The sequence below is a fragment of the Arthrobacter sp. Dra40 genome, assembly GCF_059091905.1.
In genome coordinates this window covers 1-13227 of record NZ_JBNHHB010000143.1, presented here as the reverse complement: position 1 = coordinate 13227, position 13227 = coordinate 1, and the positions used below count along the sequence as shown (strand labels likewise).

The window sequence follows — 13227 nt, the reverse complement described above, 5'->3', positions numbered from 1 at the left end:
GGCGGTTCCGGCTGACACAGTGGCTCCGCCGGAAGCGAAGTAACCGAAGCCCTAGCCACAGCAGACCCGGGATTTCATCCGGAACTGCAGGAGCTCCGGCGCCGCCCGCCCCACTGGGTGGGCGGCGCCCCGGAACACGGACCAGGGTCCAGGACAGCACAGAAAGTGACATCATGACCTCCCCAGCTCAGCCCGCGCTTGTGGTGGACGGCCTCGGCCTGCAGATCGGCGGCGCCCGCATCCTGGAGGATGTGGGATTCACCGTGGCGACCGGCGAAATGGTCGGCGTCATCGGCCCGAACGGTGCCGGCAAGACCACCTTGTTCAACCTCGTCTCCGGCGTACTCAAGCCGACCGAGGGGAGCATTACGCTCGACGGCGCCGCCGTCACCTCGGCGTCCATCCATCACCGGGCACGGGCCGGTCTGGGACGCACCTTCCAAACCTCCAGCCTGTTTCCGCGGCTAAGCGTGCTGGAAAATGTCCGGCTGGCGGCCCAATCGGCCCTCGGCGGCAGCATGTCCGTGTTCCGGTTCCCCTCCCGGACGGATTCGGCGACCGCCGCGGCCAAGCAGAACGTGGCCGAGGTCGGGCTGGAGGACAAGCTGAACACCGCGGCAGGAGACCTCTCCCACGGCGACAAGCGCAAGGTGGAAATTGCCATGCTCCTGGCCGGAGATCCGTCCGTCATCCTGCTCGACGAGCCGATGGCCGGGGTGGCCTCCGGCGATGTCCCGGGCCTCAGCGCGATCATCAGACGGATGCACCGCGACCGCGGCTGCACCGTGATGATGGTCGAGCACCACATGGACGTGGTCCTGGGCCTGGTGGACCGGGTGGCAGTCATGCACCACGGCAAGCTGCTGGCCATCGACACCCCGGACGCGGTGATGGCCAACCCCACCGTCCAGAGCGCCTACCTGGGAGAACCCGTATGAGCCAGCAACCGCAGGGCGGCGCGGCCGCTGCCGGAGCCCACAGCGGCCCGGCCCAGGGCCCCGCCGCAGCGCCGGCACCGTCGACTCCGGCAGCGCAGCCGGCCGGCCGCATCCGGCCGGTGCTGGAAGTCGCGGGACTCAGCGCCCACATCGCCGGCCAGCAGGTGGTGGAAAACGTCAGCTTCTCCGTTCCGGCCACCGGGATCACCGCCCTGCTGGGCCGCAATGGCGTGGGCAAGACCAGCACCATCAAGGCCATCATCGGCCTCATCTCCCGCACCGGCAGCGTCACGCTGGACGGCTCGCGGATTGACAAGGAAGCCACCTACAAGATCATCCGCCGCGGCGTGGGCTACGTTCCGGAGGACCGCGAGGTTTTCTCGAAGCTCACCGTGGCGGAGAACCTGCGGCTGGCCGAACGGGATGCCTCCCCGCGCCGGCAGCTGGTGGAGGAACTGTTCCCCGACCTGCTCAAGCGCGCCTCGCAGATGGCCGGGACCCTCTCCGGCGGGCAGCAGCAGATGGTCTCGCTGGCCCGGGCCCTGCTCAACGAGAACAAGCTGCTGCTGATCGACGAACCCACCAAGGGCCTGGCACCCAAGATCGTGCAGGAAGTCTCGGAGACGTTGGAACGGGCAGCGGAAACGGTGCCGATCCTGCTGGTGGAACAGAACCTGCAGGTGGTCCGCCAGCTGGCCGCGGGTGCGGTGGTGCTGTCCGGCGGCAGGGTGGTCCACACCACCGACAGTGCGCTGGAGTTCCTCACCAATGAAGACCTGACGCAGCGGTTGCTAGGGGTCCACGCCGACGGCGGGCACGGTGACGACGGCCTTGCCGCCGCCGACGGAAACGGCAGCGAGACCGTCAACGGCGCCCGGCACCGCCACGAGGCGGCCAGCGGCGCCGGGTCCGCCGTCGACACCAGCACCTACCGGAATGGAGCGCAGAAGTGAGTACCATCGTCCTGCTGACCGTGACCGGCCTGGGGCTGGGCGCTCTGTACTTCCTGGTGGCCTCCGGGCTGAGTCTCATCTACGGGCTGATGGGCGTGCTGAACTTCGCGCACGGCTCCTTCCTGACCCTGGGCGCGTTCGCCGGCTGGGAGGTCGCGCGCCGCTCCGGAGCCGACAGTTGGTGGACCTTCCTCGGTTCGCTGCTGGTGGGCGCAGTAGTGGGGGCACTGTTCGCCGCCTTCACCGAGTTCGTGCTCATCCGCAAGCTGTACGAGCGGCATATCGAACAGGTACTGGTCACCGTCGGCCTCTCGCTGGCATCGGTCGCGTTGTTCGACGGCATCTGGGGCACCGACGCGATCCACATTTCCGGACCGGAATGGTTCAGCCAGACCACGGGAATCCTCGGGGCCCAGATCCCGAACGACCGCTTCGTGGCCATCATCGCGGCAGTGTTCGTCCTGCTGGGCCTGGTGTTCTTCCTGAAGCGCACCCGCTACGGCATGATCATCCGTGCCGGCGTGGAAAGCCGCTCCATGGTCACCGCCCTGGGCATTGACGTCCGCAAAGCCTTCACGCTGGTCTTCGCCATCGGCGGCGCCGCAGCCGGCCTGGGCGGGGTGCTGGCCAGCCACTTTTTCGACTACGTGTCGCCGATGCTCGGCGGTTCGCTGCTGATCTTTGCCTTCATTGTCACCGTGATCGGCGGCCTGGGTTCGCTGACCGGCGCGGCCATCGCGTCCGTGGTCGTGGCGCTGCTGCAACAGTTTGCCAACTTCTACCTGTTCGGCACGGGCGACTTCGTCGTCGTCGTGGCCCTGGCCCTTGTCCTGCTCTTCCGGCCGTCCGGCCTGCTCGGGAGGAAATCATGACCACCAGCAAGACCGACTCCCAGTCCGAGGCGCAGCCGGGTCCGGAGCCCGTTGCTGCCGACGGCGCTGCCCATCACAGCAGTACGGCCGCAACAAGGACGTTGCGGCGTGGACGGAAGGGCAGGGACGACGGCGGTGCTGCGGACGGCAGCGGTGCCCGCGGCCTGCTCAAGTGGGCTGCCGGGGGAGCGGGCGTGGTGCTGCTGGCCCTGCTGCCGCTGCTGAACCTGTCCCTGCCGGGCGTGCTGCCCGGGCCTACCTACACACCGGGTTCGCTGCAGCTGATCGCCATGTGCATGCTGATGGCCGCCGCGGCGCTCAGCTACCACCTGCTGCTTGGCGTCACCGGACTGCTGTCCTTCGGCCACGCGCTGTACTTCGGCGCGGGGGTCTACGGCCTCGGCGTCATCCTGGACACCTTCGACCTGCCGCTGCTGCCGGCCATGGGGCTCACGCTGCTGCTGGTGATCGTGCTGGCCCACGTGGTGGGCGCGGTTGGTCTGCGCGTGACAGGCATTCCGTTCGCCATGGTCACCCTGGCGTTCGCGGAGGCCGGCCACGTGCTGGTGGGCCGCAACCCGGGCCAGGTTACCGGGGGCGAAGAGGGCCTGACACTGGCCACTCAGAACCTGCCCGAGTCGCTGCTGGGCGTGGCCAACACCCGCAACCTGTACTGGCTGGCGCTGATCGTGCTGCTGGTGGTCTTCGCCGTCGTCACCTGGATGCAGTACAGCCGGGCAGGCCACGTGGCCGCGGCCGTGCGGGAGAACGAGCTGCGCGTGCGGGTCATCGGCCTGCAGCCCTATCTGGTCAAGCTGCTGGTGTTCGTGGCCGGCGGCGTGCTGGCGTCAGCCGTGGGGATGGTCTACCTGCTGCTGCAGTCCGGCGCCGTCCCGCGCAGCCTCTCGGCCGACTTCACCATCACACTGCTGGTCATGGTGGTGCTCGGCGGCGTGGGCTCGCGCTGGGGCGCGATCATCGGCGGTGTGTTCTACACGCTGCTGGACCAGCGGCTGACCTCGCTGGCGCAGTCGGAGGCCATCGCCGGCCTGCCGGACGTCCTGCGGATCCCGCTCTCGGAGCCCCTGTTCATCCTCGGTACACTGTTCATCCTGGTGGTGCTCTTCCTGCCCGGCGGCATCACCGGCGCGGTACAGCGGGCCACCCTCAGCCGCGGCCAGCGCCGCCAGGCAGCGGCCCGGCAGCGCGAGATCCTGGAGAATGCCGAGTGAACCAGCAGCACAATCCGTCCGCCGGACTCGGCTACCTGCATGGGGGACAGCTAAACCCAGCCGGCGCCGGCCACGAGCACCCGGGACAGCCAAACCCTGCCAATGTCGGCTACCAGCACCCGGGGCAGCCGGATCTTCCCGGCGTGCGCCCGTCCGCTTCCCACCACCACGCGCTCCGAAACGACGGACTCCACACCCTCGGCCGCTGGACCGCCGACCGCGCGGTGTCCACGCCGGACCGGGTGGCCATCGACGACCGCGGCGTCAGCCTCCGCTACCGCGACCTGGATGCCCGGGCTAATGCACTGGCCGCGCGGCTGCGGGCCGCAGGCTACGGCGTGGGGGACCGGATCGCCACCCTGACCGGCAACTCCGCCGACCATGTGGTGCTCTTCTTCGCCTGCGCCAAGGCCGGCCTGGTGCTCGTCCCGCTGTCCTGGCGGCTGTCTCCAGGGGAGATCGCCGAGCAGCTGCAGCTGGCCGACCCGGCCCTGCTGCTGGTGGAGGATGAATTCGACGCGCTGGCCGCGGCGGCCGCCACGATGCTCCCGCTGCCGCCGCGCACCACCGCGCTGGGACCCTCGGGAGTGGAACAGCACGTACCCTTCCCCACCCGGCGGATCGAGGGCACCGCGCCGCCCGTGCCACGGGAAGTGCACGACGACGATGCGCTGCTGATGATTTTCACCTCCGGCACCGAGGGGCCGAGCAAGGCAGCCATCCTCACGCATGCCAACTGCTTCTGGACCAACCTCTCGCTGTCCCGGACCATGGAGCTGTCCAGCTCCGATGTGGTGCTGGCGGCCTTGCCGCAGTTCCATGTGGGCGGCTGGAACATCCAGCCGCTGCTGGCGTGGTGGACCGGTGCCACGGTGGTGCTGGAACGCACGTTCGACGCCGGCCGGATGCTGCAGCTGATCGCCGAGCGCAATGTGACCACCATGATGGGCGTGCCCACCCAGTACGCCCTGCTGGCCGAGCACCCGGGTTTCGCGTCCGCGGACCTGTCCAGCCTGCAGCATGCGATTGTTGGCGGGGCCTCCATGCCCGCGCCGCTGCTGCGGATCTGGCACAAGCGCGGCGTGGCCCTGAGCCAGGGCTATGGCCTGACCGAAGCGTCACCGAATGTGCTCTGCCTGCCCAATGAGGACGCGGCCTCCATGATCGGCTACGCGGGCAAGCCCTATCCCCACGTCAGTGTGGCCGTGGCGGACCCGGTCACCGGCGAAATCCTCCAGGGCCAGGCCACCGGCGAGCTGCTGGTCTCGGGACCGGGTGTCTTTGCCGGCTACTTCCGGAATCCGGACGCCACAGCGGCGGCGCTCGCCGACGGCTGGCTGCGCACCGGGGACCTGGTGGAACGGACTGCGGACGGCTTCTTCCGCATTGTGGACCGGATCAAGGACCTGTACATCTCCGGCGGCGAAAACGTGGCGCCGGCCCAGGTGGAGCAGGTGCTGCTGTCGCACCCGGCAGTGGCGGAAGCCGCCGTCGTCGGAGTGCCGGACGAACGCTGGGGCGAAGCCGGGCTGGCCTACGTGGTGGTCCGGGCGGGCCTGATCACCGACGCCGAGGAACTCACCGAACACTGCAAGGCGCAGCTGGCGGCCTTCAAAGTCCCCGGCCGTTTCGTTTTTGTCACCGCGCTGCCGCGGACGGCACTGAACAAGGTGGCACGGGGCAGGCTGCCGCAGATCGCGGCCCGGCCCGGCGTCCACCACCCCCTGACAGCAGGATCGGAGCACGGAACATGAGCGCTGCACCCCGCACCGCCCGCGGCACCAGGACCCGGGCCAAGCTGCTGGAAGCGGCCGAAGCCGTGTTTGCCTCGGTGGGCTACCACGACGCCTCCATCGTGAAGATCACCGAGCAGGCGGACGTCGGCCTGGGCACCTTCTACCTGTATTTCGAGGGAAAGCAGACCATCTTCGACGAGGTGGTCGAGGACCTCAACCGGCGGGTGCGCCATGCGATGACGGAGGCCGCGAAGTCGGCGGACAACCGGCTGGAGGCCGAGCGGGCCGGGTTCAGGGCGTTCTTCCGCTTCACCGCCGAGCACCCCGCGCTCTACCGGATCATCCGGCAGGCGGAGTTCGTCTCACCCGGCGCGCTGCGGATGCACTACACGCGCATCGTCAACGGCTACATCGAGGGCCTGAAGGCGGCGCAGGCCACCGGCGAGGTGCGTCCGATGGACCCGGACGTTGCGGCGTGGGCGCTGATGGGCATCGGCGAGCTGATCGGCATGCGCTGGGTGCTGTGGGAGGACGGCGACGGCGCACAGCCCGTTCCGCGGGAAGTGCCCGACCACGTTTTTGAAGAAATGATGCAGTTCATCGAACGGGCGCTGGCGCCCGGACAACCGCAGGTGACGGAAGGACCGAACCGTGGCTGACAAGACTCTGACAGGCCGCAGCGCCATGGTGACCGGCGGGGCCAGCGGCATCGGTGAAGCGTGCGCCCGCGCCCTGGCCGGCCGCGGCGCCAAGGTCACGGTGGCTGACCTGGACGGCGCCGCCGCCGAACGGGTGGCGCAGGAGATCGGCGGCGTTCCGTGGCAGGTGGACCTCAGCGACACCCGGGCGCTGGAAACTGCCTCGGTGGATGTGGACATCCTGGTAAACAACGCCGGCATCCAGCGCATCAACCCGATCGAGGACTTCGATCCGGAGGCCTTCCGGCTGATGCTCCGGCTGATGCTGGAATCCCCGTTCCTGCTGATCCGCGCGGCGCTGCCGGGCATGTACGACCGCGGCTTCGGCCGGATCATCAACATCTCCTCGGTGCACGGGCTGCGGGCGTCCGCGTACAAAGCCGCTTACGTTTCGGCCAAGCACGGGCTGGAAGGCCTCTCCAAAGTGACGGCGCTGGAGGGCGGCGCGCACGGCGTGACCAGCAACTGCATCAATCCCGGCTATGTGAAGACGCCGCTGGTGGAAAAGCAGATTGCCGACCAGGCCCGCATGCACCAGCTGCCGGAAGAGGAAGTGGTGGCCCAGGTGATGCTCACCGAGAGCGCGGTCAAGCGCTTGGTGGAGCCGCATGAAGTGGCCTCGCTGGCCTGCTGGCTCGCGGGGCCCGACGCCGGGATGGTCACCGGCGCGTCCTACACGATGGATGGCGGGTGGTCCAGCCGATGAGCGCCGAACCGGCAGCCTTGCCGTACGCCACGCTGGACGTGCCGGTCCGCGGCGGAACCCTGCGCACGGGCGTGTGGGGGCCGCAGGATCCGCAGGCACCGGCAATCCTGGCCGTGCACGGGGTTACTGCGTCGCACCGCACCTGGGGCCTGCTGGCGCAGGAGCTCGACGGCGTGCGGGTCATCGCGCCGGATCTGCGCGGACGCGGGCGCAGCAACGGGCTGCCCGGCCCGTTCGGCATGGCCGCCCACGCCGATGACCTCGCCGAGGTGCTCGCCGCACACCAGGTGGGCAGCGCCGTCGTCGTTGGCCATTCAATGGGGGCTTTCGCCTCGGTGGTGCTGGCCCGGCGGCATCCCGCGCTGGTCCAGTCGCTGGTACTGGTCGACGGCGGCCTGCCGCTGCAGGTGCCGGCCGGGCTCAGCGACGATGAAGTCATCCAGTCCGTGCTGGGACCGGCGGCCGAACGGCTGGCCGCGACGTTCCCCAGCCGGGAGGCCTACCGGAACTTCTGGCGCGCCCACCCGGCCTTCGCGGACCACTGGAACCCGCTCGTGGAGGACTACGTGGACTACGACCTCGCCGGCGAACCACCGCTGTTGCGGCCGGCAACGAACTACGAGGCGATGGCCCGCGACACAGCCGACCTGAACAGCGGTGCCGTCCTGATGGATGCGCTGGAAGCACTGGAGATTCGCGCCGTGCTGCTGCGGGCTCCCCGCGGCCTGCTGAACGAAGACGCCGGTCTCTACACGCGCGACTACGTGGATCAGTGGGCCCGGCGGCTGCCCGCTCTGCAGGCCCGCGAGGTGGCCGGGACCAACCACTACACCATCGTGATGGACCGCCCCGGGGCGGCGGCAACGGCGGATGCCGTGCGCGAGGTAATGGCCGGACCGGTGAAACGACACACCGGAACAGCTGCAGGATAAACTCAAGACTGCGTGCCTATAGTCGAGAGGCTGAGGTTTCTTCCCCCAAGCACAAGCCCTCGTCCTCGGCCCTGAGGCACAAAGTAGTCATGATTCGATTCGATAACGTCACCAAGATCTACGACCAGAACTCTCGTCCGGCCTTGGACAAGATCAGTCTGGAGATCGATCGGGGCGACTTCGCCTTCTTGGTCGGCTCGTCCGGGTCCGGTAAATCCACGTTCATCCGCCTGGTCCTCAAAGAAGACAGGGCGACCCGTGGCTCGGTCTACGTCGCCGGCCAGAACGTGGCCAACATTCCCAGCTGGCGCGTGCCCAAACTGCGCCGCGGCATCGGCGTCGTCTTCCAGGACTTCCGGCTACTGCCCAATAAGACGGTTTTCGCCAACGTGGCGTTCGCCATGCAGGTGATCGGACGCAGCCGTGCCGTGATCCGGGAGACGGTGCCCGAGGTGCTCAAGACCGTGGGCCTGGAGGGCAAAGACCACCGTATGCCGCACGAACTGTCCGGCGGCGAACAGCAGCGCGTCGCCATCGCACGCGCCGTCGTGAACAAGCCGGGCATCCTGCTGGCCGACGAACCTACCGGCAACCTGGATCCGACCACCTCGCTGGGGATCATGAAGGTGCTGGACCGCATCAACCAGAACGGCACCACCGTGGTAATGGCCACGCACGACAACGTGATCGTGAACGAAATGCGCAAGCGCGTGATTGAACTGCGCGACGGCGTGCTGGTGCGCGATGAATCCGAAGGCATTTACCTCGGTGAGCCGGAGGAAGCCAAGTGAGACTGGCCTTTATCCTCGGCGAAATCGCCTCCGGCCTGCGCCGCAACCTGTCCATGGTGGTCTCCGTGGTGCTGGTGACCTTTATTTCGCTCAGTTTCGTCGGTGCCGCCGGCATGCTGCAGATGCAGATCAACCAGATGAAGGGCTACTGGTACGACAAAGTCCAGGTGGCCATCTTCCTGTGCGTCGACACCTCGACGACGGCGAGCTGTGCGTCCGGCCCGGTGACCGATGAGCAGCGCGCCGAGATTGAGGCCACGCTGACCAGCCCGGCCGTGGAACAGTACGTGGACACCTACCTGTACGAGTCACAGGACGATGCGCTGGGCCACTTCCGCGACCAGTTCGCGAATTCGCCGATCGTGGACTCCGTGACGGCGGATCAGTTGCCCGAATCCTTCCGTGTCTCCCTGGTGGATCCGCAAAAGTACGAGGTCATCAACGAGATTTTCTCCTCGCTGCCCGGCGTGGAGGTGGTGGTGGACCAACGCGAGATCCTGGAAAAGGTCTTCAGCGTCATGAACATCGCCTCGCTGGTGGCGGTGGGCATCGCCGTCGTCATGATTGTCTGTGCCATTCTGCTGATCGCCACCACCATCAGGCTGTCCGCCTTCAGCCGGCGCCGGGAAACCGGCATCATGCGCCTGGTCGGCGCCTCCAAGCTGGTGATCCAGCTGCCGTTCGTGCTGGAGGGCGTCATTGCTGCAGTGGTCGGTGCCTTGCTGGCGTCGGTCACGCTGTGGGCCGTGGCGCACTTCTTCATCGGCGACTGGCTGGCCAGCCAGTACCCGGACACCGCGTTCATTTCCTCCAGCACCATGCTGGTGATCGGCCCCGCGCTGGTGCTGCTGGGTGCCGTCCTGGCCGGAATATCGTCCCTTTTGACCCTGCGCCGCTACCTGAAGGTCTAGAATCATGACACGTGAGCAGAACTTGACATGGGGGAGCCAGGCTGTGAGCCGTTCAAAGCCGCGGAAGAAGTGTCTTCCGCAGGGAATTCTGAGTGCAGCCATGGCGGCTCTGCTCGCGTTCTCCCTGGGCTCCGCCGGCCCGGCCCAGGCCGATAACCTCGAGGACCGCAAGGCCCAACTTGAGCAGGAAATTCAGGAAATCGAGCATTCCCTGGAGTTCCTGGACGCCGACATCGTGAAGACGGTCAAAGAACTGAAGCAGTACCAGAGCCGGCTGCCGGGCGCCCAGCAGAAGCTCTCCGAAGCCGAGGGCAGGGTGGAGGCGGCCACCAACAAGGTTGCGGCCCTGGCCCAGCGTGTGGACCTGGCGCTGCAGACCAAGGACAAAATCAACCAGCAACTGGCCAGCGATGCGGCAGAGCTGAAAGAGACCAAGAAGGTCATCGGCCAGATCGCCACCCAGGCGTACAAGCAGGGCGGGGTGCCGTCCAACCTGTCTCTGTTCTTCGGTTCCGACGGCGACGCCAACCTGGCCAACACGATCGACCTGGCAGACCAGGCGCTGCGCAGCCAAAACGCGGCGCTGGACAAGCTGGCCCAGCAGAACGCAACCAACGTTAACTCCCAGGCGCGGCTGGAAGCCGTCGAGGAGGAGATCCGGGGGCTGAAGGAACAGGCCGAGGTAGCGTTGGCGGCGGAACAAACCGCCCGCGACGAGGCAGCAGCCGAAAAGCAAAAAGTCGACCAACTGATTGCCGAGACCTCGGCGCTTTCCGACAGCCTGCAGGCCCGGAAGCCGGAGATCGAGCAGGAGTTGGCCAAGACCGAGCAGGCCCAGCAGCAGGTGCTCTCCCAGATCAAGGAGCGGCAGGAACGGCTGCGCCGCGAGGCGGAGGAGAAAGCCCGGCGCGAAGCCGAAGAGCAGCGCAGGGCCCAGGAAGCGTGGGAGCGGGAACAGGCCCGGATCAAGGCGGCCCAGCAGGCGGCGCGGAACAGCGGCCAGCCGGTGCCGCAAATCATCCCCAAGGTCCAGCCACCGAAGCCGGTCAGCCAGGCGCCGTCGTCCTTTGGTTTGATTTCCCCGACCAGCGGGCCGATCACCTCCGGGTTCGGCTGGCGGTCCACCCCGCCCGGCACCATCGACTTTTTTGGCTCCGGCGGCTACCTGCACAGCGGGATCGACTACGGTCCGGCGTGCTGGGCGCCGGTGTACGCGCCGGCAGCGGGCACTGTGGAGCGGGCCGACGGTTCGGTCTGGGGCGGCGGCAACAGCGTCACCATGAGCCACGGTTACCGGGGCGGCAAGGTCCTGGACACGAACTACTACCACCTGAACAAGTACGTGGTGTATGCCGGGCAGCGGGTGGGACAGGGCCAGCTGATCGGCTACGTGGGCAGCACGGGCAACTCCACCGGGTGCCACCTGCACTTCGAAACCATCGTTAACGGCGATTTCGTGGACCCGATGGGCCTGCTCTAAGCCCGGTGAAAAAATCCCGGCGCTGCGGCGCCGGGGCAGCGCTCCTTCCGCCGGCGGCGGCGACGCTATAATGGAACGTTCCGACGACGAAGGAGTACCCGTGCCCAGAGAAAGTGGCCGAAAGGTAGTGGCCACCAATCGAAAGGCCCGGCATGACTACCACATCATGGATACCTATGAGGCCGGCATGGCCTTGATGGGAACCGAGGTGAAGTCCCTGCGCGAGGGCCGGGCCTCGCTGGTCGACGGCTTTGCCATCTTCTACAACGACGAGCTGTACCTGGAATCGGTCTACATTCCGGAGTACCTCAACGGCAGCTGGACCAACCACGCCGCCCGCCGCCGGCGCAAGCTGCTGCTGCACCGTGCTGAGCTGGAAAAGATCGCCCGCCAAACCCGGGAGTCCGGCTACACGATTGTGCCGCTGCAGCTGTACTTCAACGACGGCCTGGCCAAAGTGGAAATCGGTGTGGGCCGCGGCAAGAAGGACTACGACAAGCGCCAGACGCTGCGCGAAAAGCAGGACAACCGCGAGGCACTGCGCGCCATGCGGGAAAAGAACCGCGGGGGCTGATCCCGCCTTGAGGCCCCGTCCCTGCAGCCGGCAGGCCAGGCTGTGGACCCGGGCAGCTCAGCCCGCGGTGAGGGAACCGGCCACCAGGTCCAACCAAGCTGCCAGCCCACCGCTGGCAAGCGCCGTGCGTTGACGCTGCGCCCCATTGCCCTCCAGGCGCAGCCTCGCTGCCTGTTCATGGACCCAGCCGCGGTCCCCGTGTTGTTCCAGCGCATCGTCAATATGCCGGAGCAGCAACTCCAGCACGTCGAACGCCGGCCAGAGGGTGGCCGACTCCAGATGCACCAGTTTCCCGGTCATCCCGAACCGCGCGGCCTGCCAGAGTGCCACATCCAGATGTTCCGGGAAAAAGTTGATGACCGGTCGACCGGCGACGACGGCTGCCTGTTCGGTAGCCACCAGTGCCCGGACCAGTCCGGCCAGCAGGAGGCTGTCTGCGGCCGTGAGCTGGCTGTCCGAGGAGCGGACTTCGATGGTGGGGTAGTGGTCTGCCAGTCTGGCCAGCCAGGAGAGGTGCCCCGGATCCGGCACCACTCCGGAGGCGTACAACTGCCGCACCCTGACACGGTAGTCGTGCAGGTCCGCAAAGAACGGCGGGCAGCCCTGGACCTGCCAGCGGCGGTACAGAATGGTCCGCCAACTGGCGAACCCACTGTCCGCGTGCCGCCAAAAGGGAGAGTTTGCGGCGACAGCAGTGAGCAGCGGGAGCCACGGCCGAAGCCGGTTGAGGACCTGCAGGCGCACCTCCGGATCGGCCACTTCCACGTGGATATGCATGCCCGTCACGTACTGGTCGGCGACCAGCGCCGGTGCCCGTTCGGCAATGCTTCGGTATCTGGGGGTGTCCGTCACCGATGCCGGGCGCAGAGAGGCGTCGAAAATTACGCCAATGCCGGCTGCCGCTGCCCCTGTCGCGGTGGCGCTGCGGGCGAGATTCCGGCGGAAGTCCACGAGCGCATCGGCAGCCTCAGAGAGCGTGTGGCACACCGGGGTGGCTGTCTCGACCTGGCAATCGAGCAACTCGGTGCTCACCCAGTCCGGGGCGGTGTCCAGGCGCAGGGAGGCCCGAACCGCCGGACCAGTCGGCAGCGGCCGCGCAGACCGGGGGTCCATCAGCAGGAATTCTTCTTCGATGCCGAACGTTGCCGGGGCCTCAGCAGGGCCCGGTGGCGTGCCTGGAATTGCGCGCACAACCATGGTTCGAGCGTAATATCGCCCCTGCACGCTGGCTACGCCGAAGCCGGGAATAGCCTGACGCAGGCATGGGTTACACTGGATGGTCCGGGCAGGTAACTGACCGGCACAGCTGGTTATTTTGATAACTACATACGGGGATGACAGGTTTCGACGATGTTAGTCGCGCCAGGGGAAGCGGGCCGAGGATGCAGAGTTATCTCGGAAACG

The 13227-nt window shown here is 67.4% G+C and carries 13 protein-coding genes; 12 read left to right on the top strand and 1 reads right to left on the bottom strand.

The genetic code is table 11. The features are described 5' to 3' along the window. Positions 1-173: 173 nt before the first annotated feature. The 12 genes from AC5RWT_RS27865 to smpB all read left to right on the top strand — a co-directional run bounded on the left by AC5RWT_RS27865 (position 174) and on the right by smpB (position 11823). A complete protein-coding gene (locus AC5RWT_RS27865; RefSeq protein ID WP_494083025.1) occupies positions 174-938 on the top strand; it encodes an ABC transporter ATP-binding protein in 765 nt (254 codons plus the stop codon). Further along, positions 935-1891 carry an ABC transporter ATP-binding protein gene (locus AC5RWT_RS27860; RefSeq protein WP_494083024.1) on the top strand — a complete coding sequence of 319 codons (957 nt, stop codon included), beginning with the start codon at positions 935-937 and terminating at the stop codon, positions 1889-1891. The genes AC5RWT_RS27865 and AC5RWT_RS27860 overlap by 4 nt, the downstream gene beginning before the upstream one ends. Continuing rightward, the gene (locus AC5RWT_RS27855; protein WP_493966228.1) at positions 1888-2763 is read left to right on the top strand and encodes a branched-chain amino acid ABC transporter permease; all 876 of its coding nucleotides are present in this window, start codon (positions 1888-1890) and stop codon (positions 2761-2763) included. Before AC5RWT_RS27860 ends, AC5RWT_RS27855 begins: the two co-directional genes overlap by 4 nt. After that, positions 2760-3995 carry a branched-chain amino acid ABC transporter permease gene (locus AC5RWT_RS27850; protein ID WP_494083023.1) on the top strand — a complete coding sequence of 412 codons (1236 nt, stop codon included), beginning with the start codon at positions 2760-2762 and terminating at the stop codon, positions 3993-3995. Before AC5RWT_RS27855 ends, AC5RWT_RS27850 begins: the two co-directional genes overlap by 4 nt. After that, complete coding sequence (locus tag AC5RWT_RS27845; protein WP_494083022.1) at positions 3992-5749, top strand: class I adenylate-forming enzyme family protein; 1758 nt, start codon at positions 3992-3994, stop codon at positions 5747-5749. Before AC5RWT_RS27850 ends, AC5RWT_RS27845 begins: the two co-directional genes overlap by 4 nt. Further along, positions 5746-6390: a TetR/AcrR family transcriptional regulator gene (locus AC5RWT_RS27840; RefSeq protein ID WP_494083021.1), complete on the top strand. Its 645-nt coding sequence runs from the start codon at positions 5746-5748 to the stop codon at positions 6388-6390. The genes AC5RWT_RS27845 and AC5RWT_RS27840 overlap by 4 nt, the downstream gene beginning before the upstream one ends. Next, positions 6383-7135, top strand: a complete 753-nt coding sequence (locus AC5RWT_RS27835; RefSeq protein WP_494083020.1) for a 3-hydroxybutyrate dehydrogenase — start codon at positions 6383-6385, stop codon at positions 7133-7135. The genes AC5RWT_RS27840 and AC5RWT_RS27835 overlap by 8 nt, the downstream gene beginning before the upstream one ends. Continuing rightward, on the top strand, positions 7132-8067 hold the full coding sequence (locus AC5RWT_RS27830) for an alpha/beta fold hydrolase (protein WP_494083019.1): 936 nt from the start codon (positions 7132-7134) through the stop codon (positions 8065-8067). Before AC5RWT_RS27835 ends, AC5RWT_RS27830 begins: the two co-directional genes overlap by 4 nt. 89 nt (positions 8068-8156) lie before the next feature. Continuing rightward, on the top strand, positions 8157-8858 hold the full coding sequence (ftsE, locus tag AC5RWT_RS27825) for a cell division ATP-binding protein FtsE (protein ID WP_493966222.1): 702 nt from the start codon (positions 8157-8159) through the stop codon (positions 8856-8858). After that, positions 8855-9769, top strand: a complete 915-nt coding sequence (ftsX, locus tag AC5RWT_RS27820; protein ID WP_493966221.1) for a permease-like cell division protein FtsX — start codon at positions 8855-8857, stop codon at positions 9767-9769. Before ftsE ends, ftsX begins: the two co-directional genes overlap by 4 nt. A 100-nt stretch (positions 9770-9869) precedes the next feature. Further along, the gene (locus AC5RWT_RS27815) at positions 9870-11249 is read left to right on the top strand and encodes a peptidoglycan DD-metalloendopeptidase family protein (protein ID WP_494083018.1); all 1380 of its coding nucleotides are present in this window, start codon (positions 9870-9872) and stop codon (positions 11247-11249) included. Positions 11250-11349: 100 nt separating this feature from the next. Beyond that, positions 11350-11823 (top strand): SsrA-binding protein SmpB, encoded by a 474-nt coding sequence (gene smpB / locus AC5RWT_RS27810; protein ID WP_493966219.1) that lies wholly within the window; start codon positions 11350-11352, stop codon positions 11821-11823. Positions 11824-11880: 57 nt separating this feature from the next. On the opposite strand, the gene AC5RWT_RS27805 is transcribed toward smpB, so the two are convergent. Continuing rightward, positions 11881-13020, bottom strand: a complete 1140-nt coding sequence (locus AC5RWT_RS27805; RefSeq protein ID WP_494083017.1) for a carboxylate-amine ligase — start codon at positions 13018-13020, stop codon at positions 11881-11883. Between the last annotated feature and the right edge of the window lie 207 nt (positions 13021-13227).

What these genes read in the sequence shown, in the direction of transcription:
- AC5RWT_RS27865 (WP_494083025.1), top strand. Translation starts at nt 174, where the DNA reads ATGACCTCCCCAGCTCAGCCCGCGCTTGTGGTGGACGGCCTCGGCCTG.
- AC5RWT_RS27805 (WP_494083017.1), bottom strand. Translation starts at nt 13,020, where the DNA reads ATGGTTGTGCGCGCAATTCCAGGCACGCCACCGGGCCCTGCTGAGGCC.
- AC5RWT_RS27850 (WP_494083023.1), top strand. Translation starts at nt 2,760, where the DNA reads ATGACCACCAGCAAGACCGACTCCCAGTCCGAGGCGCAGCCGGGTCCG.
- AC5RWT_RS27860 (WP_494083024.1), top strand. Translation starts at nt 935, where the DNA reads ATGAGCCAGCAACCGCAGGGCGGCGCGGCCGCTGCCGGAGCCCACAGC.
- AC5RWT_RS27840 (WP_494083021.1), top strand. Translation starts at nt 5,746, where the DNA reads ATGAGCGCTGCACCCCGCACCGCCCGCGGCACCAGGACCCGGGCCAAG.
- ftsE (WP_493966222.1), top strand. Translation starts at nt 8,157, where the DNA reads ATGATTCGATTCGATAACGTCACCAAGATCTACGACCAGAACTCTCGT.
- AC5RWT_RS27830 (WP_494083019.1), top strand. Translation starts at nt 7,132, where the DNA reads ATGAGCGCCGAACCGGCAGCCTTGCCGTACGCCACGCTGGACGTGCCG.
- AC5RWT_RS27815 (WP_494083018.1), top strand. Translation starts at nt 9,870, where the DNA reads ATGGCGGCTCTGCTCGCGTTCTCCCTGGGCTCCGCCGGCCCGGCCCAG.